We start from the raw sequence: 24651 nt of genomic DNA, 5'->3' as shown, positions 1-24651 counted from the left end.
AACGGCCCAGGTCAGAGGGGTCCGTGTCGGCGGTATCGGAGTCGCTTTGCGGTGCCCCGGGTCGGTGCGCTACGGTTAGCGAACCGACGCGGGGTGGAGCAGCTCGGTAGCTCGCTGGGCTCATAACCCAGAGGTCGCAGGTTCAAATCCTGTCCCCGCTACGAGAGAAACACCAGTTGGAGGCCCGTCCCGGGAGCACCGGGGCGGGCCTTCGACATTTCCCCGCCGGCTCGACCACGCCGGCTGCGCCCGCCCGGGGCGGTGACGGCGACCCCGCTGATCATCGCTCGGAACGGGTGGGTTAGTCTTAACCAGTCGACGCGGGGTGGAGCAGCTCGGTAGCTCGCTGGGCTCATAACCCAGAGGTCGCAGGTTCAAATCCTGTCCCCGCTACAACAGAAACACCAGACCAAAAGCCCGTCCCCGATTTTCAGGGGGCGGGCTTTTGGTCTCTATTCCGGGCACAGTCCGGGCAGACGAAAGACCACCAGGCGACACGGGATAGCAGACTGTCGATCATCGCCGTGTCGGTCATCGGTTGGATGTCGAACCAGCCACCAGTCCAACTCGGCGGAGACGTATCCCTTGTCCGCCACGGTCAGCGGCACCTTGGTGGCCGGGTCCATCGACCCGAAAAGGGCGATCCGCGGCCATGACCCGGGCCCGTTGGTACGGTCGTTTTGACGACCAGACCGCGGAGGAGCGCCGGCGCGGCCAGCAGGGAGGAGCGACACGGTGACTCGCTCGGCCAGCCAGACCATCCGTACGCAGTTCCGGAACATTGACGGACTGAATATCCGTTTTGCCGAGAGTGAGGACCGAACCGAGCACGCGCTGCTGCTCAACCCGTGGCCGGAGAGCCTTTTCGCCTTCGAACCGATCTGGACCCGGCTCGCGGAACACGCGCACCTGGTGGCAATCGACCTGCCGGGGTTCGGCCATTCCGAGCGTCGCGACGAGCTGATGTCCCCTCGGACGATGGGCGAGTTCGTCATTCGCGCCGCCGACAGCTTCGGACTCGACAACCCCCACGTCGTCGGGCCTGACGTTGGCACCGGTGCCGCGCTGTTCGCCGCCGCCCAGCATCCGGGCAGGTTACGTAGCCTTGTCGTCGGAAGTGGGGGCGCGGCGGTCCCGATCCAGTTGGGCGGGGCGCTGAAGGACTGGGTCGAAGCCCCGGACCTCGACAGCTACCGCAGCCTGGACCCACGACAGATCGTGGCCAGCACGTTGGGCAGCATCGAGCGGTACGTTCTGCCTGACTCCGTCCGTGAGGACTACCTGTCAGCCTACGAGGGCGACCGTTTCGTCGAGTCGATGCGCTACGCCCGCGCCTACCCGACCGACCTGCCGATCCTCCGTGATCTCCTGCCGAAGGTGCAGACGCCGGTCCAGATCATCGCCGGCGAACACGATTCGGCCGTGCCACCGGTAAACGCCGAGTTTCTCCATCAGCGGCTGCCCAACAGCAAGCTCGACTACCTCGATGCGGGGCACTTCACCTGGGAGGACGACGCGGACCGGTTCGCGGCGCTCGTCACGAGCTGGTGGGACGGCGGATACGCGACGGTCGGGTCCGAGTCACCACGCTGACCCTTCACCGCTCGGAAAATCGGCCGCAGCTACGCGACCTGGGAGTCTCGCCGCTCGATCTGATCGGTGAGTTCCGCGGTTGCGCCGAAGAATCCGACGCGCACGTCCGCTAGACCGCCGGGTTCAGCCCGCCGTCGACGACCAGGTCCACCCCGGTGACGTACGCGGCTCGAGCGGAGACCAGAAACGCCACTGCCTCACCGATGTCGGCCGGCTGCCCGGCGCGTCCGAGCGGGATGCCTCTGATCATCATCGCGGGATCGAAACCGGCCGCCGCCGCAACCTTTTGCCGCAGCGGGTCAGATCCGGGCGACTCGACCAGACCCGGGGTCACCGTGTTGACCCTGGCCTGCGCGCCCGCCACCGAGGTGACGTCGCCGCCGACGAACTTCGCCCTCGCCGGAGCGGACGGGCTCTCCGAGCGGGCCGCGATGACGACGCTGGCGCCCCCGTCGATCAGGCGCTGGGCGATCCCCGCACCGATACCGTACGTACCTTCGGTGACCAGCGCCCGCTTGCCGGCGAGCTCGTTCATGATTCCGTGGCTTTCCATGTCGTCTTTCTGGATTCGGTGTCAGTAGTGCTTCGGAATGCCGAAGATGCGCTTCCTGTGCGATTCATACGTGCGCGGGCCGAGCGGGGGCGATCTTTCGGTCGGCGCCCGCCTCTCGCGGGCGCCGACCGACTACGGTTCTCCTACGTCGCCTCATTGCGACGGCGGGTGAACCGGGAAGTGGCTAAGCCCTGCCGCCGACACGGGGTGGCGTGGCGGTGCCGTGGACGCGCTCGGAGTAGGATGCGAACGCCTGCGCAGCCAACTCCTCGATAACCGGACGGACCTCCGGCGGCATGTGAGAGACAATTTCTTGAATGACCTCGGGATCTCCCTCGTAGGCCATCAAGCCAAACATCAGGGGAAGGCTCTCCGGGGGAGCGGCGCTCGCACCCTCGTTCACCATGCCGCCCCACTCCGCTGCGGTGACGTACTTCTCAACGAGCGGAAGCACCCGCTCCTCCTCGAGGTTCAGGTGCTCGACGAGAAGCGGAACCATTCGGTCGAGAGCGTTGGCCAGGACCTCCCCGGATTCGGGGGCGGCGCTGTCGCGCCAGGTTGGCAGCGTCGCTTTCACCTCGTCGATGAGGTCGGCGATGGCCTGGTGCTGATCCTCCATCACGTGGACGACCGGCGCGATCTCCGCGGAGCCGCGTTCGAGCAATCTCGGCCACAGGTGCTTGTCTTCGCTCGTGTGGTGGTGATGCAACGTGTTTTCCACGAGTTCGATGTGTTCGGCAATGATCTGTGACCGTGCGTTGTCGCCAGCTGCGACACCGCGGACCAGTCCCGGCAGCAGAGAGAACTCCCGTCGGAACATGGTGTGGGCCATCAACATATCGCGGGTATCCGCAAGCGGTTCGTCAACGGATGTCATCACATCTCCTGTAGAGTCGTCTGGGGTAATTGCTTTGCGTTCGGGCCAAGCGTCTGGCCGTCACATTCCACTTCGTCGCACGAAATTACTTCGCAGTCATGCCGCCATCGATGCTGAGTGCGGCTCCGGTGATGTACGTAGCCTCGTCACTGAGTAGGAAAGCAGTGAAGGCGGCGACATCCTCCTCCGTGCCGATCTGTCCACTCGGCTGCATGTCCAGGAAGTACTGCTGGAGCTCGGGATTGCTTGCGCCTTGGCGGAACAGCGAGGTGTCAACCAATCCGGTCACCAGGGCATTGACTCGCACGCCCTCGCGGGCCGCGTCCAGCGCCGCCGAGCGGGTGAGGCCGATGACACCGTGTTTGGCGGCGACATAGGCTGGGATGTGCGGGTCGGCGATCACTCCCATGGTGGAGGCGTTGTTGACGATACTGCCACCGCCCGACGCCACGATCGCCGGAATCTCGTGCTTCAAACTGAAGAAGACGCTCGTCAGGTTGCGGTCGATCGTGTCCCGCCAAAACGCTTCGTTCATTTCTCGAAGCCTCAAAGGGCTAGTGCCGCCTACGTTGTTGAACGCTCCGTCCAAGCGGCCGAACTGCGCCACTGCTTCGCCGACCAGTGCAGCGACCTGCTCCTCGATGGTGACATCCGTGGGCACGAACAGCGCTTCTCCACCGCTATTCCTGATCCCGGCGACGACCTCGTCGCCGCGAGTCTTGTCGCGGGCACCGATGACAACCTTCGCGCCCTCCGAGGCAGCTCGCTGGGCAAAAGCCTTACCCATTCCACTGCTGCCCCCCGTGACGACGATGGCTTTAGACCGCAGTCGAACAGACACTTCCAACACTCCTTGAGTTATCGACAACGGCCATGCGAAAATCGGGAGCCGGGGCCGAGGTCAGCGCAACTCCCGCCGGGGCATGACACGCATCGCGAGCATCGTCGATCTTGTTTCGAGAATTCGTGTCAGGAATCAGGGCCGCGCGAGGCCTGAGGAAAGCCTACTAGTGGGTGGCGTACGTCTGATTGACGTTTGAATTACGTCGCCCACGTGCGCTGACGCTCATCGGGTTCACATAGCCGAGCTGCACCGCCGATCACTTCAGGTGGTCGCCCGTGCCCCGGCTACTGAGTTACGACACATCTCTTGGCGCATGCCGGTTGGAAGAGGTGGGTACCCAGGTGGGGCCGGGTGGTGGGGTGCGGCTGCCTCGACCCTGGCGCGACCGTCGCGTAGGGCCCGCTTCGTCCCGGTGCGTCCCGCTCAAGGTGGGTCAAGAGCAACATTCGCGGGACTATCCTGGAGTGCTGTGGCCACGTCGCAGAGCATGATCTGGGTGCGCTCGATCGGCTGGGTGGCGTAGCACCGAGGGGGAGGTAGGTGGATTGAGCGGGTCGTTGAGCTTCGAGGTGCTCGGTCCGGTACGAGCATGGCGGGGCGGGCGGGAGTTGGAGCTCGGTACGCCCCAACAACGGGCAATCCTCGCGGCCCTGCTGCTGCACGAGGGGACGCACGTCTCGGCGCACGAACTCGTCGAGGTGGTCTGGGGGCGGGACGCGCCGACGACCGGCGTACGGATAGTGCGCACGTACGTTTCCCGGCTTCGCCGCGTCCTCGAATCTGATCCGGGACAACCACCCGTCATCGCGTCGGTAGCAGGCGGATACGTGTTACCGGTGACGGCGGAAACCCTTGATCTGGTTCGATTCCGCTGGCTGACCACACAGGCGGACCTGGCTCAGCAGGGTTCTGGCCCAGTTGGCGCAGTCGCCCTGCTGCGCGAGGCGGACGCGCTGTTCCGGGGAGGTCCGCTGGCCGGTGTGCCGGGCGGTTGGGCCGAGGCGCAGCGCGCCCGGTTGACCCAGGTCCGTTTGGCTGCGGTCGAACGGCGGCTCGCCCTCGACCTTGAGCTGGGCCGGCACGTCGAGGTTGCGGCCGAGGTCGGCCCTCTGGTTGCCGAGCATCCGCTCCGTGAGCGACTGCGCGTGCTGCAGATGCTCGCGCTCCACCAGGCAGGCATGCCGGCGGAGGCCTTTGCCGTGTTCCACGACGCCCGGCGGGCCCTCGCCGAGGAGTTGGGGGTGGAGCCCGGACCCGCGTTGCAGGAGATCCATCAACGCGTCCTCCGAGCGGACCCCATCCTCCGGTCCGATCCGGCCGTACTGATGCAGCCTGGGCCGCCGGCCGTCCCGGCGCTGCATCCGCCTGCCCCGCCAGAACCCCAGGCCGTCCAGAACCTGTCCGCCGTACCGGCGCAGCTTCCGCCGGATCTGGGCGACTTCACCGGCCGGGAGGAGACCGTACGGACGCTGAGTGCGCTGCTGACACGCACTGGCGAGGTACCCGTTGTGGGCATCGTCGGGCTTGGCGGCGTGGGCAAGAGTGCCCTGGCGATCCGGGTGGCCACGATGCTGCGGGAGCAGTTCCCGGACGGCCAGCTCTACGCTGACCTGGGCGGTATGGGTGAGCAGCCGGCGGATCCCAGCGACGTGCTTGCCCGTTTCCTGCGCGCGTTCGGCATTGGCAACGATGCCATGCCCGAAGCACTACCCGAACGTGCGGCGCTGTGGCGCACGATCATGGCCGGTCGGCGGGTTCTTGTCGTTCTCGACGACCCGTACGACAGCCGGCAGCTCCGCTATCTGTTGCCGGCCACGATCGGCAGCGCCGCCATCATCACCAGCTGGCGCCGATTGCTGGACCTCTCGGGGATATCGTGGACCACCCTCGGGGTGCTCCGGTCGGCCGAGTCGGTGACCCTGCTGGAGCGGATCGTCGGCGCGGAGCGGCTGCGCCGCGAGCCAGAGAACACCCAACGGTTGGTCGACCTCTGTTCCCACCATCCGGCAGCATTGCGGATCGCCGGTGCCAGGCTGGCCGCCCGACCGGATTGGAGCGTGGCGCTCGTCGAGCGACGGCTGCTTGGTGAGCTCGACGGGTTGGCCGAGCCGCACGAGGACTGCGCCGCGTTCTATACCTCGCTGATGCGGGTGTTACGGCGGTTGGACAGCTCTCACTCGTCCGCGTTCCGGTTGCTGGCCGCACCGGACCTGGCGGACATTTCACTCGCCGCTGCCGCGGTTATCCTGGACCGCCCGGTGTCCGAGACCGAGCGGATACTCGATTCGCTGACGGACGTACATCTATTGGAGCCTGACCTGTCCGGTAGATACCGGTATGTCGGTGTGGTGAAGGCCCTAGCCCGGGTTCAACTGCTCTTCGAGGGTGAGACCGCTTCCGGAAAGGCGGCGGTCGGGCGGTTGGCGCGGTTCTATCTCGCCAGCGCCCGCAACGCCATCCAGGCCGTCGACCTACCGCCCGAGCCGGCCACCGCGGCGCGGAGCACGGGGGTTGCTGTGGCTGATGGCCTGACCTTCGACGACGCCGAAACGGCCGATTCGTGGTTGCTGGTGGAGCGGGCGAACGTCCTCGGGGTTGCGGCCCAGGTCGCCGATGTCGCGGAATCGTCCGAGGACACCATGACCGGCTGGTGGTCGATCCAGCAGCGTCTCACTGGCCTTCTTCGCCAGTGGCCAAGGGGACGGCTGACCGGCCGGGCGGCGTAGCCGCCCTCAAGGTACATCCGGATCGCCTCCGGTCCATTCCTCGACGATTCGTCGGCCGTCTTCACCGGCGTTGCTTCATCAGGTGGCTGACCGGCCGGCGACGTTTGAGAATCATTTCGCTGATCAGCGTGATCAGTAGGACCAGGTTTGTCACGACCATGACGCCGAGTGGTGGCAGCAGCGGCATCGCGGGGGCGATCGCGGCCAGCACGAGTAAGGCGATGGATCGGGACCAGAGAATTCGGCTGGTCACCACGTAGTCGAACAGGCAGGTGCCGAGGAGGAAAAGCCCGGGGCCGCCGAGAAGAGTGAGGATCCAGGCCACCGACACCTCGCCGAGTGGACGGCTGAACGTGAGCGAGGTGCTGGTCGAGATGACCACGACGCCTGCCACCATCACCAGGTGGCTGTACGAGGTGGAGGTGGCAGGACGGACTCGCTCCAAGGAGGAGACCTCGCCAGGAGCCAGCAGTTGCTGGACCCGCTGGAAATACATCTGAAAGAGGAGCATCGCGTTGGCGAACGCCACTGCGGCAACGGCAATCCGGCCGCCATCAGGCTGGGAGAGGGCGAGCCCGGAACCAGCGGTGAGAATCAGCTCGCCGATTCCGATGATGAAGATCTGCCGGTGGCGTTCGGTCAGGTGGTTGCCGGTGAAGATCTGGCTGGCGAGTTCGGTGCGGCCGAGCCGCGGCGTCGGCCAGCCGATTCGAGCCGACCAAAGGTCCACCACTGCCGCGATTGCCCAGAGCGTCAGCCGGACATTCCCTCCCGTGAACGCCCCGGCGACCCACAGCGGGGCGGAGACGAGGAACCAGAAGAAGACCCGAATGCTTCGGGCCTGGATGTACGGGTTTACGCGGGTGCCGGGGATGAGGACCGCGTCGCGGGCGACATGGATGCCGAAGTATGCCGCGACGAAGATGAATCCATGCGCGCCAAAGGCTCTCGGCACAGCGACGGCCATCGCCAGGGTGCCGAACATGACCACAAGAACCAGGCCCTGGATCACCGGTAGCTGGGGGTTGAACAGGTCAGTCAGCCAGGCGGTCAACACCCAGACCCACCAGGCGGCGAGCAGCAGTACGGCGGTCTGAGCCGCGTTACGTAGGGTGAGGTCCTCGGCAAGGCCCTGCGACAGCCGGGAAAGCATGAAGATGTAGACCAGGTCGAAGAAGAGTTCCAGAAAGGTCGGCTGCTCGTGCGCGCCCTGCCGGCGAAGTATCCGGGGCTGATCGTCAGTGGGCACCGCTGCGACCTCCTATGGCACCTCCAACGCCGGGTTCTCTGGCTGGTGGGCCCCGGCTTCGGCCGCAGCGGAGTGCGGGACGCCAGGCGAGGAGACGCCATCCAGGTGGATTCGCCCCGTCAAAGCCTATAAAGCTCGTCGTGAGCGGGCAGCCAAACGGCCCGGCTTGTACGAGCCTGCTCGGCGGGAGGGCGCTGGCCGGATGCTCATCATTTCCATCGCCTCTGATGTGGAAGCCGTAGTGTGGTGGAGGCAACCACGGTGCGGCGGCAGACCAGGCTAGATGGGCTGATCGATGGCGATGCGCGGCGACGCTGGGGTGGCGGTCCCAGCCCAGCCTGATCCGGCCCGTCCCGCGACTCTCGAACTCTTCTTCGACCTGGCGTACGTCTTTGTGCTGCTCGCCCTCTCGGAAAAGTTGCTCAGTGAGTTGACCTGGGTGGGCGCGTGGCAGACCCTGATCCTGCTGTTGGCGTTCTCGTTGCTCTGGGCGCTGACCGCGTGGGCGGGTGACGCGGTGGATCTGAGCGAGCCGTTGATCGGGCCGCAGGTCGTCTTGGTCATGGCGGGCAGCCTGTTGTTGGCGAGTGTGGTGGCCGACGCGTACGGCAACAGTGGTCTGTTGTTCGCGATCGTCTATTTGACGACCAATCTCACCAAGGGCGCCTATTACCTGCTGATCGTCCCCAACCCCGCGTTGAAGCTCAGGGTTCGCCGGATCCTCTTCTGGCAGGCCGCGACCGCGGCACCGTGGATCTTGGGTGGGCTGGTGGCCGGGACGACCCGTGGCGTGCTCTGGGCGGTGGCGGTAGCGGTGGAATACGCCGGGGTCGCGCTCGGCTGGCCCACGCCGTGGTCGTGGTCCCGACTGCCTTCGGCGGCACGGGTGGTCGGTGAGCGGATTGCCGAGCGCTACCGGCAGTTCGTCATCGTCGCGCTCAGCGTGTCGGTCTTCTTGACCGGCAGGTCGTTCAGCCTGAGTGGATTCACGACTGGTCAGGCTGGGGCGCTCGTCGTGGTCTTCATCATCACGGTAATGATCTGGCGTATCTACATCTACCGCGCCGGAGATGAGCTGACCTCCACCATCGCCACGTCCGCCAATCCGGCCCGACTCAGAGAGGTCTTCGCGTTCGTTCACCTGATCATGGTGGCGGGCATCCTGTGCACGGCGGTGACCAGCCAACTCGTCATCACTCGGCCGTTCGGCGACACCCCGACGTCCTGGGCGGCGGTTATCCTCGGCGGCCCGGGCCTGTTCCTGATCGGCCGCGTCATGCTCGACTACACCCTGTTCGGGCGGGTCGACCCGGTCCGGCTGATCGGGCTGCTACTGCTGGCCGGTCTGGCACCGACCACGCCCCTGCTGCCACCGATAATGGCCGCGCTTGTCGTTATGGTCATCCTGATCGCTGTCGCGACAGCGAACCTGGTCGGGGATCGGATCCGTCCGCCGACGCCCGCACCGTAGCCGGGATGGTCAGCCGATCAGAAGACCGAGCCGGTGGGCCATCGCCGCGGCCTCGGTGCGTCCGGAGGCGCCGAGCTTGGCCAGGATGTTGGAAACGTGGGTGCTGGCGGTCTTCTGCGAGATGTAGAGCTCCTCGGCGATCCGCCGGTTGCTGTATCCGGTTGCCACCAGCCGTAGCACCTCTGACTCGCGCGGGGTGAGCCCGAGGGAGGTCGATTCGCCGGTGGGGGAGCCGGCGGGCGGGTTGTCGGTCAGCGTGAGGCCCGCTCGGTGCGCCAGCGCCTCGATATCGAGATTCAGCAGCCGCGCGCCGAGCCGACCGGCGATCCGGTGGGCCCGGGTGAGCTGGTCTGCCGCCTCGGTGCGGCGCTGCTGCACGCCGAGCAGAGCGCGCCCCTGGCCCAGGTGGGCGATTGCCAGCTCGTACGGTCGCTCCAGTGCCTCGAAGGCAGCGACCACCTCCGCCCACAGGGCGGGGTCGTCGGCGCCTTCCGCCCGGCGCAGTTCCGCCAGGACCATGCGGTCGAAGGCATGGTCGATGGGAAATACCACGCGAAGGCGAGCGACGGCCTCGTGGACAGCGGCAAGAACAGCCGCCGCCGCTTCGTCGGGTGCGGTCGTACCGCGAGCGTCCGCCTCGATCGCCGCGGCGGCCCAGAGCATCGGTAGGGCGTAACGCACCGGGCCGGCGGTGAGGCCCGCGGCGTGGGCCCGAAGAAACTCGGCCCGCGCGTCGGCGAGCCTGCCCTCCCGCGCGGCGATCTCCATCCCGTACTGGGTCAGGGAGACGACCAACTGCGGCTGGAGGTCTTCGGTGCCGAGCAACCGCCGGCTCAGGGCAAGGTGGGTCGCCGCCGCCTCGACATCGCCACGGACCAACAGGTTGTACGACTGGCGCATCGCGATGATGCCGCGAACCTTGTACGACTGCGCGACCGCGGCCGCCTCGTCGAGGGCGGCATCGGACTCCGGCCAGCGTCCCAGGGAGAAGAGCGAGAGCGAACGGTTGCTCTGCACCCACGCCTCGGTCTCGGCCAGGCCGAGCGAGCGGCACACCTCGACACCGTGCTCGGCGGCGGCCACCGCCTCACCCGAACGGCCCATCCCCTCCAAGGTCGACGGCAGGTTCTGGTTGGCGCGGCCGACAACGCTGACCGCGCCCAACTTCTCGGCGCGTCCGCGCACCTCGTACAACTCGGCGAGGCTTGTGCCGTCGACATCGGTCTCGGCCTTGAGCCAGCACCGGGTGATGCGGGCGTGCAGTTCGAGTTCTTCGGAGTCGACCCGGGTGGCGTAGTCCACGGCACGATCGGCGTCGAGCAGGCTCTCCGGTCCTGGTCGGTGTTTCGCGCCCCAGTTCGCGACGTGTACGAGGACATCGGCGTGCACCACGGACGCCGGGTGTCCGCCTACCAGGTCGCGAGCTCTCCGCAGTTCCTGCCATCCGTCCCCGCGATTCAGCTCCTGGACCAACAGCGAGCGCTGCGTCCAGAACCAGGCCGCAGGCAGCGGGTCGTGCTTCGGGGAGATCAGCTCAAGCGCGCTCCGGGCCAGGTTGAGCGCCCGGTCGTGGTCCCCGCTCTGCCGGGCGGCGACGGTCGCCGCCGCGAGCAGGTCGACGTAGCGCAGTCCGACACCGCCCGACGCGGAGACCCAGGTCGGGTACGTCTCCGGATGGCCCAACGGGCGCAGTTCACCGCGTACCTGATTCGATACCCGGTCCCACAGTTCCATCGCGCGTTCCAGCAACCGCAACTGCTCGGCGTACGCGTAGCGGTTCCTTGCCTCGACGGAGGCGGACACACTCATCTGTAGGGCTTTCACGTCGTCGTGCGCGTCGTACCAGTGCCGGGCGAGTCGAGTCATCAGCTCCTCGGCCCGGACAAGAGAGGTATCGCCCTCCAATGCCTCGGCGTACCGCCGATTGATCAGAGCGCGCTCGCCCGGCAGGAGACTGTCGCTCACCGCCTCGCGGACCAGTGCGTGCCGGAAGCCGTACCCGGACCCGTCCCGGGCGGGTACGAGGACCTGTGCCTGTACGGCAGTGCGCAGTGCTTCGATCAGCTCGTCCTCTGGTAAGCCCGTGACGGCCTTCAGCAGCGGGTAGCCGGCCGCGGTACCGCTCTCGGCCGCGATCCGGACGATTCGCTGGCTGCCTTCCGGCAGCGCCTCCAGCCGTACCAGCAGCAGGTCGCGAAGGTCGTCCAGGCCAACTCGCGCACGCTCGACGTACGAGCGGGCCAGTTCCTCGACGAAGAAGGCGTTGCCGTCGGACCGGTCGAAGATCTCGTTGAGCAGGGCCGGGTCGGGCGAGGCGCCGAGGATGCCGGTGAGCTGCTTCAGGACTTCGACCCGAGTGAACCGAGGTGTCTCGATCCGCTGCACCGTACGCAGCCGGTCCACCTCCGCGAGCAGCGGGCGCAGCGGGTGGCGACGGTGGATGTCGTCGGAACGGTAGGTCGCGACGATCAGAAGACGGCCCTGCCGTTTGGTACGCAACAGGTAGCCGAGCAGGTGACGGGTGGACGCGTCGGCCCAGTGCAGATCCTCGACGACGAGCACGACCAGGCGATTTGATGCGAGTCGCTCCAGGATCCGGGCGGTCAGCTCGAACAGGCGCACGTTGTCGCCGTCGCCCTGCCCGAAGGGCACCGAGGAGCCCAACTCCGGAAGGATCCGGGCGAGTAGTTCCTCCTGGCCGGCGCTTGCCGCGCGTACCTCGTCGGGCAACTGCTGCCACAGCGCCCGCAGGGCGGCGGAGAACGGCGCGAAGGGCAACCCGTCACCGCCGACCTCGACACAGCCGCCGATCGCCGTGACCGCCGTTCCGTCATCGAGGGTGCGGAGTAGTTCCTCGACCAGCCGGGTCTTGCCGACGCCCGCCTCGCCCCGGATGAGCAACGCCTGGGGCGTTCCGGCGTCGGCCGCCTGCACAGCGCGGACGAGTTCGGCCAGTTCGGGTCCCCGCCCCACGAAGGCGGGGCTTACCGCTGTGCTCTCCACCGGTCCAAGCATGGCACAGACAGCACACGATTTGGTCACTCTTGGTAGTCGTGCGGCAGCGCCGTGTTACCTGTGTGGTTCGTCTAGGGATTTGTTCCGAGGCGTCTCGGTCGACGGCGAATGATCCCCGGCGTTCACGGCGCGGAAATGCGGCAAATTCCCGATGTGGTGGCCCGAGCGTGCCGGTGAACCTGGAGACCGCATATCGCCCCCTCTAACGCAGACGAGGTTCGCCCGTGACTATCGCGGTACTCGAAACGATCAACTTCGGCCTGGAGTATCTGGTCGACGCCGCCCGTGAGCGTGGCCACGAAGTGATTCTGCTCACCGGCGACCGTTCCCGGTACACCCACGAACTGTCGAAGGGCCTGGCCGATTCGATCAGGGTCGTCGATGTCGACACCAGCTCGGTCGACGGAGTGGTCGATATCTTGAGCACGGTCCCCGACCTCGCTGGCCTGGTCCGGATGGCAGACCCATGGAGCCTGCAGGCACTCGCCGTCGCGCATCGACTGGGCCTGCCGCACGAGAGTGTCGAGGCGGTATCGCTGTTGCGGGACAAGGGGCGCCTGCGTCGACACCTCTACGACAATGGTTTCTCGCGCGCATCGAGCATTGTTTTCGACCCGCAGACCGCCAGCCTGCCGGAGTTGATCCGCCTGCTGCCGTTCCCGTGCATCGTCAAAGATGTCGCGGGCAACGCGAGCCAGAACGTCTGGCTGGTCCGCAAGCCGGAGGAGTTGTCGAGCGTCCTGGTCGCCGCCCGGGACGCGGAGGAGTTACGTGGCGGCGCCCTGACCGCCGAGCCCTACTTTCTCGGACCCATGTACAGCGCGGAGACGGTGAGCTGGGCCGGCGAGACGAAGATCATCGGCGTCTCCAGCCGCGCGCTGTCACCAGAGCCGCACTTCCGGGAGGAGATGGCCAGCTTCCCGGTGCACCTGTCGCGGAGGATGCGGGGCGAGTTGGCGGAATGGATCTCCGGGATCCTTTCCTCCGTCGGCTACCGCGAGGGTGTGACGCACACCGAGTTCATCATCACCGCCACCGGCTTCGAGATCGTGGAGATCAACACGAGAATGGGTGGCGTGCTTGTCGGTGAAGCGATCAATCGGTCGCTCGACATCAACTTCCACGGCACCTTCATCGACCTGGCCCTGGGCCGACGCCCGCTGGTGATGGACCTCGACCCCGAGATCCGGCAGGGCGCGACACAGATCGCCGTCTATGCACCCAGTGTCGGCGTCTTCGACGGGATCGGTGGGACCGAACAACTCCTCGACCACCCCGGTAAGCCGACGCTCTATCCCATCCGAAGCCCGGGTGACGCCATTCCCACCACTACCGACCAGCGTGGCGTGCTGGCCATGCTCCTTGCCGATGGCGAGACGGCTGAGCTGTCGCTGCACAACGCCCTGTCGGCGGTGGGGAAGCTCACCGTACGCATGCGCTGATGGTGGGACGTCAACCCGGATCAATGGAGGAGAGCGGCGGAAATGCACAAGTACACCGGTAGGCTCACCCGGAGCCTGGTCGGATTTCCCGAGGGCTTTTGGTGGCTGTGGACCAGCACGCTGGTGAACCGGCTCGGCACGTTCGTCTTTCCGTTCCTGGCCATCTACCTCACCTCCGTGCGCGGCTACTCGGCGGCCCACGCCGGCCTCGTACTGGCGATCTACGGGGTGGGAGCATCCATCGGTGCGCTGCTCGGCGGTGAGCTGAGTGATCGGGTCGGGCGCCGCGCGACGATGGCCGGCGCGCAGGTCGTCACCGCCGTCGCCACCGCGGCGATGGGGTTCGTCGCTGGGCCCGCGGCGATCGCCGTGCTGGCGTTCCTCGTGGGCGCGGCAGCCAACGCCTCACGCCCTGCGGTCTCGGCGATGATCCTGGATCTCGTGGCACCGGAGGATCGCGAGCGGGCGTTCGCCGTGAACTACTGGGCCATCAACATCGGCTTCGGTTTCTCCGCCGCCGTTGCCGGTTTCCTGGTGCACCAGGGGTACGTCTGGCTTTTCCTCGGCGATGCCGTCACAACGTTGCTCTGCGCGGTGGTGATGTGGCTGAAGCTGCCGGAGACCCGTCCGGAGAAGTCCGGGGAGTCGTCGTCGCCGGTCCCCGCGGCCAGGGTCGGACTCAGGAACATGCTCGGGGATTCGCGATTCCTGGTGCTCTGCCTGCTCGGATTCGCCATGTGGATGATGTTCTTCCAGGGAGCGAGCAGCCTTCCGGTGGCCATGGCCGAAGGCGGGATCGGCACCCAGGCGTACGGGCTGATCATCGCGCTGAACGGCATCCTGATCGTCGTGCTGCAGATTCCGGTCACCGCCATACTCAAGGAGGGCAACCGTGCAACGGTGCTCGCACTGAGCGCGGTGCTCACTGGTGCGGGGTTCGGGCTGAACGGCTTCGCGGGTACCTCGATATTCCTGTACTCGCTCTCGGTCGTGCTCTGGACGCTGGGGGAGATCGCGTACGCGCCGGCCTCGGCGGCTACGGTGGCCGACCTGTCCGACGAGCGGGCCCGTGGCCGCTATCAGGGTCTGTTTGCCTTCAGCATCTCGGTCGCGTCGGTCCTCGCTCCGCTTGCCGGTGGTCTCGCGCTGGACAATTGGGGAGGACCCGCACTGTGGCTCGTCTGCGCCGGGGTCGGCGCGGCCACAGCGGCCGGATTCTGGGCGCTGCTCACCGTCTCACGCCGAGCCTCAGGCCATGCCGATGTGGTCCTGGAGAGCGAGTCGCCTCTCCTCGCCAAGCGGCGGGAGACGGTGCCGGTCACTACCTCAGGTGCCGCAAGCTGAGCGGATCGACGCGGTGCTGGCCCGTCGGCCCGCCAACCGACCATGAGTTGGAAATATTCACTGGTCGAACAGCGCCGCGATGTCGCCCGTCAGCAGGTCGATGGAGCTGATCGCTCGATCGGTGACCCGCGCGCCGGCTCAGCACCTACCGGCCTACGGCCCGGCTCGGCGACGGCGCCAGGGCGTCTACCTCACCGGACGGGTGACCGCGGACCGGCCGGGTGGCACCGGTCTTCGACACCCGGTGAGGAGTAGCCGCGCCGCACGCGCCGTGGAGGGGCCGGTGCCCGGCAGGCACCGGCCTCTCCCGGTTTCACCGGAGCCCGAAGGCCCGGGTGACGGTCTGGGTGACGGCGCCACCGCTGCGCTGCTTGGCGGTGACCCGGATGGACACGAAGTCGGCCCGGTGCGGCGCGTTCAGCGACGCCTGCCAGGTGCCCTTCTTCTCCTTCAGGTCCTGCCGCTGCCAGGTCGCCCCGTCGTCGTAGGAGATCTCCAGCTGGAGCGACGACACGGCGTCCTGGGCGGCGGTGCTGCCCAGCACCACGGGCGTGATCGCGAAGTCGGTGCGGCGCTTCGTCCGACCCGCGAGGTCCACGTCCGTCCCGTAGTCCAGTTGGACCAGCGGGATGGCCTGCACCTCCGTGCTGCCGCCGGAGACGAAGCTCCACTCGGTGTGCGTGGCGGTCGAGTACGGGCTGAACTCGGGCTTGCCAGTGGTCTCGACGACCAGCCGGTACGGCAGTTTCTCCGGCGACAGGTCACCCGCGCCGACCTCCGGCCAGCCGTCGAACTGGGTCAGCTGCTTGTCGCCCTGATAGAACGTGACGATCTGCGACATGCTGGCCCCGCCGCTGTGGGCGGCGCCGGCGTCGCCGAAGCCCTGGATGTAGGCGCTCATGGCGGTCTCGCCACGGAACGGGATCTCGGTGCTGAGCAGCCGTGGCCGGGTGATGGGCCCGAACCAGCGGTCCTTCTGGACACTGCCCGGCCGGTAGGCGATGGCCTCCGTGTTGGACCGCGCCCAGTCGGCGACGTCGGCGTACTGCATCCACCTGATGCCGCCACCCGCGGAGACCCAGTCGGTACGCGGCCCCGGCGCGACCGGCTCGAACGGGAACCCGCGTGCCGCCGCGTACTCGTACGGCGGGAAGTCCATCCGCGTCTCGCTGGACTGCTTCCCCGGGGGCGGGGAGAAGATGAGATCGATCCGGGCGAGGTGGCGCGGGTCGGTCTTGGCGGACGGATCCTTCGGCACCCCGCCACGGTGGTAGTCGACGAGGTCGTACAGGTACTTCGCCCTGGGGTGGGCCACCACGACCAGTCGTACCCCGTTGCGGCCCGCACCGGTGATCTGCTGGATCAGCGCCTCGCCCTCGTCCAGGGTCACCGAGGCCACCGGAATCGGCCCGGTCGTCACGCCGTCGGGGTTGCCGTACCAGTCGCTCTTGCGGCCCGCGCGGTCGTTGACCACGACGAGCATCGCCGCGCCGGCGGTGTGCGCCGCCGCGGCCTGATCCGTGGGGGTCACCGAGTCGTCGCCGCGGACGACCACGGCCCTGCCCCGGGCGGAGAGGCCGGCGTAGTCGGCGGTGCCGCCGACGCCCGCGAAGACCGCGTCCAGACGCGAGGTGCCGTCGGGCAGCGGCGGGGAACCGGGCTGCACGAGCGGGTCGCTGAGGTGCCGGCGGTGGTAGCTGATCGCCAGCGGCGTCTGCTCGGCGCGGATCCGGGTGGTGAAGACGAAGCTGCCCTTCTTCACCTTGTCCCCGGTCGGCAGGGCCCACAGGCTGTCGTAGGCGGCGCCCGGCCAGAAGGTCTCGCGCAGGGCGCTCCAGTCGGTGGGCGTCGGCTCGCTGGAGGTGAAGGAGCGGTAGACGTCGATCCTGCTGTTGACGACGGCGGTCGGCTGGGGCGTCGCCACCTTCACCTGGCGGGCCCGTGCGGCGTCGAGTTCCACGACCCGGTTGGTCGTCAGGTCGACCTCGGGAGCGGTCAGCATCGCGAGGCCGAGGGAGCGGGGTCCGTGCAGACCCTCGACGTCCGCCGCGGCGACGACGGTGTAGGAGCCGGGGGCCAGGCGGGCGGTGAGCTTCCCGTCCGGCACCCACATGAAGGCGGAGCCGGTCTCGGCGTTGACGACCTCGACCTCGCCGCTCATGGGCCGGCCGGCGCGGTCCCTCAGGTTGATGGTGAGGTCGTACTTCTTGGACTCGACGGCGACCCCGACGGCGGTGTGCACCTCGCCGGCCGCGAAGCGGGCCGCGACCTGGGCGGAGTACCTGCCGGCGGGAAGGCCGGCCGGGGCCACCACGACCTCGGCCGTCGCGCTCGCCCGAGCGGGCACCGTGACGCGGTCGGCCGTCGTGGTGAACGTCTGCGCGGGGGAGGCGCCACGGTCGACGGACAGCTCCAACGTGATCGGGCTGTCCGTGGTGTTGGTGTAGGTGATCGTCCGCCTGGTCGGCTGTGGCGTGCTGCCCGGCGACCACCTGACGAGTCCGGCGTCCACCGACCCGGACGCGATGACCTGGTCCTGGTGGTAGGCGGCGGCGACGTTCAACCGACCGCTGCCGGCCTGGTAGGCGTTGTAGTCGGGCGTGCGGACGCTGGTGCTCATCAGCGCGTCCTTGATCTGGCGCGCACTCCAGGTCGGGTGCTTCTGCACCAGCAGGGCGGCCGCCCCGGCGACGTGGGGCGCTGCCATCGAGGTGCCACTGTCGACGCGGTAGTAGCCCTCACCCCAGGGGATGTGCTGCGAGCGCGCCGCCAGCACGTCCACCCCGGGAGCGGTCATGTCGGGCTTGAGGGCCTCGTCGTTCATCCGGGGCCCGACGCTGGAGAAGTCCGCCAGGTGGTCGGAGGTGTCCACCGCGCCGATGGTCAGCGCGGCGTCCGCGGTGCCCGGCGCACCGAGGGTGTACGGATCTGGTCCGCTGTTGCCGGCGGCGACGACGAAGAGCGCGCCCGTCTCGGCGGTCAGCTGGTTGACGGCCTGGCTCAGCGGGTCGTCCTGGGTGTGCCACGCGCTCACGCCCAGGCTCATGTTGATCACCTTGGCGTGCTCGGCCCGCGCGGCCCACTCCATGCCCGCGATGATCCCCGAGATCGACCCGCTGCCGAACTCGTCGAGAACCTTGCCGATCACCAGGTCGGCGTCGGGGGCCACGCCCCGTTCCTTTCCGCCGGAGGCGGCGCCCGTCCCGGCCACGGTGGAGGCGGTGTGGGTGCCGTGCCCGTTCCGGTCGATCACGTCCTGGCCGGGGATGAAGCTCTTGGAGGCCACCACCTGGTCGGCGAGATCCGGGTGGGTGGTGTCCACCCCGCTGTCCAGGACGGCGACCCGGACGCCGTTGCCGGTGCCACCCGCGGCCCACGCCGCGGGCGCGCCGATCTGGGCGGTGGTGTCGGCCAGGGTGGCCTTCGCCTTGCCGTCGAGCCACACCCTGTCGACGCCGGCCGTGAAGGAGGGCGCCGGGGTGGCAGCGCTGCGGCCGGTCGGCGACTGTGCACCGGTGAGGGCCGACCAGAAGTCCGCGGCCTGCGCTCGGCGGGTACGGATCGCCTCACCACGGACGGAGGGAAGCTCCAGCGTGGTCTGCGCGCCCGGCAGCGCGGTGCCGGTCCTGAGCTTCGCCGAACCCGTCGTGCGGGTGACTATCAGGGGGAGTTCGGCGGTTCGCGCGTCGTCGTAGCCCTGGGCGATGAGTTGGGTGACGTCGAACAGTTGCTTGTCGAGCCGGCCGGTGGCGAGGTACGGCACCGCCTCGTCCGGGTACACATAGGTGTCCCCGCCCTCGGTGGAGATGCGTACCGAGCCGGTGGCGCCCGGGGCGCGCTTGACGTCCACCGAGGGGGTCGCGGCGTGGACGCCCGGGGTCACCGTCACCCGGTCGCCGGTGATCAGCGTGACCGTGACGGGTGTGCGGTCCGCGTTGCCGCTCGCCGCGGGTCTCGTCGGCGGCGGTGTGGGCGGTGGGGCGCCGTGCGCCGCCGTGGGGGTGAGGAGTGCGGCGACGAGGGTGACGCCGACCGCTGCCGCCACGGATCTTCGGGTACGAGAGATCCGCGCACTGTCTACAGAGTTGACCATGTGGCGAATCCGATCACCTCGACAGATTCATGTAAAGATCATCATCTTTGCCGGGACGTTGCGAGCGCGTTGCGCGCCGACCGGAGAGCTTCTGGAGCATCCGGTCCCGTGATTCGGCGTGGACCGACGTGCCGAGGTTGCGCCCTTCGGCGAGGATGGGCACATGTCTTCATTCGGTAAGTGGTGGGGCCGCCTGAGCGCGGTCTTCGGTGCGGTCGTACTGGCGGTCTTCGTGCCCGTGGCGGCCTGGGCGTCCACGGGCACCGGCGAACTCGTGGTGGAGGCCGCGCGGCGGCGCAGCCGCGGCGGCTTCGGGATTCTCCCGCTGCTCTGCTGCCTGGTGGTGGTCGCGATCGTCGTGTTCCTGGTGCTTCGGCTGATGCGCAACCGCCGGGGTGGCCCGCCGCGCTGACCGGGCCGGAGACCCCGACTGGTCACCAGCGGCCGGCTCCGGGCCGGCCGCGGGTGCTCACACCGCCAGTGCCGCGATGGCCTGGGACAGGAAACGCGCGGTGGCCTCACGGGTGCCGTCGCGCTTGACGCGGATGCGCTCGGCGGCGGTGACCAGCAGGGTGCGTACCTTGGCGTGCCCTCTGGGCGGCGGCGCCGGCGCCGGCCCGAGCAGGTCGGCGATGCTGGTGCCGAACGCGGCGGCACGTCGCTGGGCCGAGTCGGTGATGCTGCCCTCGGCGTAGCGGCGGACCGCAGCGCTGGCGTTCAGCCCGCGCTCGTGGCCGAGGACGGTGCCGACCTCACCATTGGTGGTCAAAAAGTTGATCACGTCGGCGACCACGTCCGGGTGGCGGGTGCCCCTGAACGCCGCCCAGTACATCGACGCCCGCGCCCACTGGGCCCCCGGCGGGCCGGGAAAGCTGACGATGCCCAACTCGGACTCGGTGAGTCGTTGCAGCTCCGGTAGCTGGTGCGACCAGGCGAAAGACGCGGCGGTCACCCCGTTCACCACCAGTTGCCGGGCCGGCTCGCCGCTGTCGGCCTGCTCGACCAGCGCCGCGCTCGGCGTGGCTCGCCCCCGACGGGCCCGCTGCCACAGCTCGAACCACGCGATCAGCTCGTCCGCGCCGAAGCCGAGCTGGTTGCCCCGGTAGAACTCGCCACCCTGCGACCGCAGCCAGAGCCAGAGCGCCCGGTAGTCGCCCGACCCGTCCATCGTGCCGGCCACCCGGCCGTCGCTCGCCTCGGTGACCTGCGTGGCCCAGGAGATGTAGTCGGCCCAGGATATCCCGGTACGTGGCTCCGGCAACTGCAGCTCCCGCAGCAGGTCCCGGTTGAACACCACGACGGCGTGCGTCTGCCCGGCGGCCACCGCCATCGTCCGCCCCTCCACCGTGCCGTAGCGGATCAGACCCTCCGGCAGGCCCCGAAGATCCAGGTGGCGGTCGGTGAGGTCGAGGATGACCTGACGTTGGGTGTACTCGGTCAGCATGGCGTCGTCGATCTGGATCAGGTCCGGTACGTTCCCGCCGCTCGCCTGGGTGGCCAGCCGGTCGTAGTAGCCGTTGGCGCCCTGCCAGGTGACCCGGAAGGTGACCCGCGGGTTGCGATCCGAGTAGAGCCGCAGCGCCTTCTCGGTCAGCTCGGCCCGCTTGGTGCCACCCCACCAGAAGACCGACAGCTCCACGGGCCCGTCCTGGGTCGAGGTGGCGGCGCCGTCGCTGCATCCCGCCAGCCCACCGGACGCGAGCAGAGGTGCGCCGAGCAGCGCGCTGAGCAGTCGGCGCCGGCCCGGGTCGGCGCCGAGGCGGTCGAGCGGGGGGCGAACAACGGGCACGGGGCTCTCCTGGACCTACGGGGGTGGCGGTCGGACCATTCACGCAGGCAGCGCACGAAGGTGTCAACGTCCGTCCGGTCACCCTCGGCTGGGTGGTCGAATCAGGCCCAGCAATGTCGCGTGGTGTACTAGGGCGCGTGGAACTTCTGCACTCGGGCAAGGTTCGGGACATCTACGCCGACGGCGATGACCTGATCCTGGTCGCCTCGGACCGCATCTCGATCTACGACGTGGCGCTGCCGACGCCGATCCCGGACAAGGGTCGCCTGCTCACCGCGCTCTCGCTCTGGTGGTTCGAGCAGCTCGCCGACCTGGTGCCGAACCACGTCATCTCGGCCACCGACGTGCCCGCCGAGTTCGCCGGGCGGGCCATCCGCTGCCAGCGGCTGGACATGGTCCCGGTCGAGTGCGTCGCTCGCGGTTACCTGACCGGCGGCGGCCTGCGGGAGTACGAGCAGACCGGGACGGTCTCCGGCGTACCACTGCCGCGCGGGCTCGGCGAGGCGTCGATCCTGCCCGAGCCGATCTTCACCCCGTCGACCAAGGCGCCGATGGGCGAGCACGACGAGCCCATCACGTACGACGACGTGGTGGACAAGGTGGGTCAGGCCACCGCCGAGCGGCTACGACAGATCACCATCGACATCTACCGGCGCGGCGCCGAGTTGGCCGCCGACCGGGGCATCCTGGTCGCCGACACCAAGATCGAGCTGGGCTGGGCACCGGACGGCACCCTGGTCCTCGCCGACGAGTTGCTCACCTCCGACTCGTCGAGGTTCTGGCCGGCCGAGTCGTACCAGCCGGGCCGGGTGCAGTTCTCCTACGACAAGCAGTACGTGCGGGACTGGGCCACCGGCAGCGGCTGGAACAAGCAGGCCCCCGCCCCGGACATGCCGGCCGACGTGGTCGAGGCGACCCGGGCTCGCTACGTCGACGTCTACGAGAAGCTCACCGGTAACCGCTGGGAGTGACCGCCGGACCGGCGATCACTCCACCCAGTCGAGGGTGCGCTGCACGGCCTTGCGCCACTGGCGCAGCTCCCTATCCCGCAGGTCCGGGGCCATGGTCGGCTCCCACTGCGCGTCGGAGCGCCACTGTGCCCGCAGGGTGGCCAGGTCCGGCCAGAAGCCGACCGCCAGGCCGGCCGCGTACGCGGCACCCAGGCAGGTGGTCTCGGTGATCCGGGAACGGACCACCGGCACGTCGAGCACGTCGGCGAGGAACTGCATGAGCAGACCGTTGGCGGTCATCCCGCCGTCCACCCGCAGACGGCGCAGCGCCACATCGGAGTCGGCGTTCATCGCGTCGACCACCTCGCGGGTCTGCCACGCCGACGCCTCCAGCACCGCACGCGCCAGGTGCCCCTTGGTGATGTAGCCGGTCAGCCCGGCGATCACCCCACGCGCGTCGCTGCGCCAGTGCGGAGCGAACAGCCCGGAGAACGCCGGCACCACGTAGCAGCCGCCGTTGTCGTCCACGGTGCGGGCCAACTCCTCCACCTCGGCGGCCGTGGAGATCAGCCCGAGGTTGTCCCGCAGCCACTGCACCAGTGAGCCGGTGACCGCGATGGCGCCTTCGAGGGCGTACGCCGGTGCTTGGTCCTTGATCCGGTAGGCGACCGTGGTGAGCAGGCCGTGTGTCGACGGGACCGGGCTGGCGCCGGTGTTGAGCAGCAGGAAACTCCCGGTGCCGTAGGTGCACTTCGCCTCACCCGGCTGGAAGCAGGTCTGCCCGAACAGGGCGGCCTGCTGGTCGCCGAGCGCACTGGCCACCGGCACCCCGGCGAGCACCCCGCCGGCGGTGCCGTACACCTCGGCGGAGCAGCGGATCTCCGGCAGCATCGCCGCCGGCACGCCCATGGCGTCCAGCAGCTCCGGCGCCCAGTCCAGGGTCGTGAGGTCCATCAGCATGGTCCGGCTGGCGTTCGTCACGTCGGTGACGTGCTCGCCGGTCAGTTTCCAGATCAGCCAGCTGTCCATGGTGCCGAAGAGCACCTCGCCGCGCTCGGCGCGCTCGCGCAGGCCGTCGACCTCGTCGAGCAGCCAGCGCAGCTTCGGCCCGGCGAAGTAGGTGGCCAGCGGCAGGCCCGTGCGGGCCCGGAACCGCTCCTCGCCGTACGCCGAGGCAAGCTCGCGCAGCAGCGGCCCGGTCCGGGTGTCCTGCCAGACGATGGCGTTGGCCACCGGGCGGCCGGTGGCCCGGTCCCAGACGACTGTGGTCTCCCGCTGGTTGGTGATGCCGACGGCGGCCAACCCGGACGCGTCGGTGCCGGCGGCCCGCAACGCCTCGGCAACCACCTGCTGGACGTTGTCCCAGATCTCCTCGGCGTCGTGCTCCACCCACCCCGGCCGGGGGAAGATCTGCCGGTGCTCGCGCTGGGCCACGGCGACGATGTCCCCGGCCCGATCGAAGACGATGCACCGCGAGGATGTGGTGCCCTGGTCGATGGCGGCGACGTACTGGGGGGTCACCGCAGCACCGTACCCGGACGGCGGCGCGGCGCGACAGGCGTCACGGTGGGTGGGTTCCGGCCCGCCGCCGTTGGCGGCCCAGCCGCTTCGCCTACGATGTGCGAACGTGCGCGACATCGCAGTTTTCAGTGGAACCGCCCATCCCGACCTGGCTGCCGAGATCTGCGCCCACCTGGGGGTGCCGCTGCACCCGGTGCGGGTCTCCCGGTTCGCGAACGACTGTCTGGAAGTCCAGTTGCAGGCCAACTGCCGGGAGCGGGACGTCTTCCTGATCCAGCCGCTGGTGCCGCCGGTGCAGGAGCACCTGGTCGAGCTGCTGCTGATGATCGACGCCGCCCGGGGCGCCTCCGCCGGTCGGATCACTGTGGTGCTGCCGCACTACGCGTACGCCCGTTCCGACAAGAAGGACGCGCCGCGGATCTCGATCGGCGCCCGGCTCGTCGCCGACCTGCTCACCTCGGCCGGGGCGGACCGGGTGCTCGCGATGACCCTGCACTCGCCGCAGGTACACGGCTTCTTCAGCGTCCCGGTGGATCACCTGCACGCGCTGCGGGAGTTGGCCACCCACTTCCGGCGCTACGACCTCAGCAACGCCGTCGTGGTCTCACCCGACCTGGGCAACGCCAAGGAGGCGGCGGCCTTCGCCCGGCTGCTCGGCACGCCGGTCGCGGCCGGGGCGAAGCAGCGGTTCAGCGACGACCTTGTCAAGATCAGCGCGGTGATCGGCGACGTGGCCGACCGGGACGTCATCGTGTTGGACGACGAGATCGCCAAGGGCAGCACGGTGGTCGAGCTGATGGAGCATCTGCGGGGCCTGAAGGTCCGGTCGATCCGGCTCGCCTGCACGCACGGCCTCTTCTCCGGCGACGCGTTGCAGCGGCTCAGCGACCAGGACGGCGTCCTGGAGATCGTCTGCACCAACACGGTGCCCATCCCGGACGCCAAGCGAGTCCCCAAGTTGCAGGTCCTGTCGGTGGCCCCGGCCCTGGCGGAGGCGACCCGTCGAATCCACAACGGAGAATCCGTCTCCGCCCTCTTCGCCTAACCAGCCCCCGCCCCCGCCCTGTCCCTCGCCGCCCCGCGCCCGCGCGATCTTGCGGTTTCTGTCGCGACATAAGGCACATTCCACTCATCCTGACAACCGAAACTGCAAGATCGCCGGAACCTCTGGCCTGGCCTGCGTC

The 24651-nt window shown here is 68.6% G+C and carries 16 protein-coding genes and 2 tRNA genes; 10 read left to right on the top strand and 8 right to left on the bottom strand.

Translation table 11 applies throughout. The annotated features are described in order from the left end of the window. The first annotated feature begins 87 nt into the window (after positions 1–87). The 3 genes from ACFYL6_RS07850 (at position 88) to ACFYL6_RS07840 (ending at position 1593) form a co-directional block, all read left to right on the top strand. Positions 88–161, top strand: a tRNA-Met gene (locus ACFYL6_RS07850). A 158-nt stretch (positions 162–319) separates the two neighbouring features. Then, positions 320–393 (top strand) — tRNA-Met (locus tag ACFYL6_RS07845). Between the two features lie 342 nt (positions 394–735). Beyond that, complete coding sequence (locus ACFYL6_RS07840; RefSeq protein ID WP_387168943.1) at positions 736–1593, top strand: alpha/beta fold hydrolase; 858 nt, start codon at positions 736–738, stop codon at positions 1591–1593. Between the two features lie 109 nt (positions 1594–1702). Here the strand turns inward: ACFYL6_RS07840 and ACFYL6_RS07835 are convergent, their stop codons facing one another. The 3 genes from ACFYL6_RS07835 to ACFYL6_RS07825 all read right to left on the bottom strand — a co-directional run bounded on the left by ACFYL6_RS07835 (position 1703) and on the right by ACFYL6_RS07825 (position 3864). Then, a complete protein-coding gene (locus tag ACFYL6_RS07835; protein ID WP_387168940.1) occupies positions 1703–2146 on the bottom strand; it encodes an SDR family oxidoreductase in 444 nt (147 codons plus the stop codon). Between the two features lie 184 nt (positions 2147–2330). After that, the gene (locus tag ACFYL6_RS07830; protein WP_387168937.1) at positions 2331–3023 is read right to left on the bottom strand and encodes a hemerythrin domain-containing protein; all 693 of its coding nucleotides are present in this window, start codon (positions 3021–3023) and stop codon (positions 2331–2333) included. Between the two features lie 85 nt (positions 3024–3108). After that, the gene (locus tag ACFYL6_RS07825; protein WP_387168935.1) at positions 3109–3864 is read right to left on the bottom strand and encodes an SDR family NAD(P)-dependent oxidoreductase; all 756 of its coding nucleotides are present in this window, start codon (positions 3862–3864) and stop codon (positions 3109–3111) included. Positions 3865–4475: 611 nt separating this feature from the next. Between ACFYL6_RS07825 and ACFYL6_RS07820 the strand changes: the two genes are divergently transcribed. After that, positions 4476–6593, top strand: coding sequence for a BTAD domain-containing putative transcriptional regulator (locus ACFYL6_RS07820; protein WP_387168933.1), 2118 nt, complete (start codon positions 4476–4478; stop codon positions 6591–6593). A gap of 61 nt (positions 6594–6654) precedes the next feature. On the opposite strand, the gene ACFYL6_RS07815 is transcribed toward ACFYL6_RS07820, so the two are convergent. Next, positions 6655–7842 (bottom strand): low temperature requirement protein A, encoded by a 1188-nt coding sequence (locus ACFYL6_RS07815; protein WP_387168930.1) that lies wholly within the window; start codon positions 7840–7842, stop codon positions 6655–6657. Positions 7843–8143: 301 nt separating this feature from the next. Here ACFYL6_RS07815 and ACFYL6_RS07810 point away from each other — a divergent pair, with 301 nt between their 5' ends. Further along, positions 8144–9313, top strand: coding sequence for a low temperature requirement protein A (locus tag ACFYL6_RS07810; protein WP_387168927.1), 1170 nt, complete (start codon positions 8144–8146; stop codon positions 9311–9313). Between the two features lie 9 nt (positions 9314–9322). Here ACFYL6_RS07810 and ACFYL6_RS07805 read toward each other — a convergent pair whose 3' ends face one another. Then, positions 9323–12316 carry an AAA family ATPase gene (locus ACFYL6_RS07805; protein WP_387168924.1) on the bottom strand — a complete coding sequence of 998 codons (2994 nt, stop codon included), beginning with the start codon at positions 12314–12316 and terminating at the stop codon, positions 9323–9325. Positions 12317–12630: 314 nt separating this feature from the next. Between ACFYL6_RS07805 and ACFYL6_RS07800 the strand changes: the two genes are divergently transcribed. Beyond that, positions 12631–13770, top strand: a complete 1140-nt coding sequence (locus ACFYL6_RS07800) for an ATP-grasp domain-containing protein (protein WP_387168921.1) — start codon at positions 12631–12633, stop codon at positions 13768–13770. A 42-nt stretch (positions 13771–13812) separates the two neighbouring features. After that, complete coding sequence (locus tag ACFYL6_RS07795; RefSeq protein WP_387168918.1) at positions 13813–15114, top strand: MDR family MFS transporter; 1302 nt, start codon at positions 13813–13815, stop codon at positions 15112–15114. A 313-nt stretch (positions 15115–15427) separates the two neighbouring features. Here ACFYL6_RS07795 and ACFYL6_RS07790 read toward each other — a convergent pair whose 3' ends face one another. Then, positions 15428–19159, bottom strand: a complete 3732-nt coding sequence (locus ACFYL6_RS07790; RefSeq protein WP_387168916.1) for a S8 family serine peptidase — start codon at positions 19157–19159, stop codon at positions 15428–15430. A 211-nt stretch (positions 19160–19370) separates the two neighbouring features. On the opposite strand from ACFYL6_RS07790, the gene ACFYL6_RS07785 reads away from it, so the two are divergent. Further along, positions 19371–19619 (top strand): hypothetical protein, encoded by a 249-nt coding sequence (locus ACFYL6_RS07785; protein ID WP_196919617.1) that lies wholly within the window; start codon positions 19371–19373, stop codon positions 19617–19619. 57 nt (positions 19620–19676) lie between these two features. On the opposite strand, the gene ACFYL6_RS07780 is transcribed toward ACFYL6_RS07785, so the two are convergent. Then, entirely contained in the window at positions 19677–20996 is a 1320-nt protein-coding gene (locus ACFYL6_RS07780) for an ABC transporter substrate-binding protein (RefSeq protein WP_387168913.1), read from the bottom strand. 137 nt (positions 20997–21133) lie between these two features. On the opposite strand from ACFYL6_RS07780, the gene ACFYL6_RS07775 reads away from it, so the two are divergent. Continuing rightward, on the top strand, positions 21134–21967 hold the full coding sequence (locus ACFYL6_RS07775) for a phosphoribosylaminoimidazolesuccinocarboxamide synthase (protein WP_387168910.1): 834 nt from the start codon (positions 21134–21136) through the stop codon (positions 21965–21967). A gap of 15 nt (positions 21968–21982) precedes the next feature. Here ACFYL6_RS07775 and glpK read toward each other — a convergent pair whose 3' ends face one another. Then, positions 21983–23467, bottom strand: a complete 1485-nt coding sequence (glpK, locus tag ACFYL6_RS07770) for a glycerol kinase GlpK (RefSeq protein WP_387168907.1) — start codon at positions 23465–23467, stop codon at positions 21983–21985. 106 nt (positions 23468–23573) lie between these two features. On the opposite strand from glpK, the gene ACFYL6_RS07765 reads away from it, so the two are divergent. Then, complete coding sequence (locus ACFYL6_RS07765) at positions 23574–24512, top strand: ribose-phosphate diphosphokinase (RefSeq protein WP_387168904.1); 939 nt, start codon at positions 23574–23576, stop codon at positions 24510–24512. The last annotated feature ends 139 nt before the right edge of the window (positions 24513–24651 follow it).

The organism is Micromonospora sp. NPDC007208 (assembly GCF_042869175.1).
Taxonomy (GTDB): Bacteria; Actinomycetota; Actinomycetes; order Mycobacteriales; family Micromonosporaceae; genus Micromonospora; species Micromonospora foliorum.
Note: the sequence above shows the minus strand (reverse complement) of the source record. Positions and strands in the feature narration are given on the sequence as shown.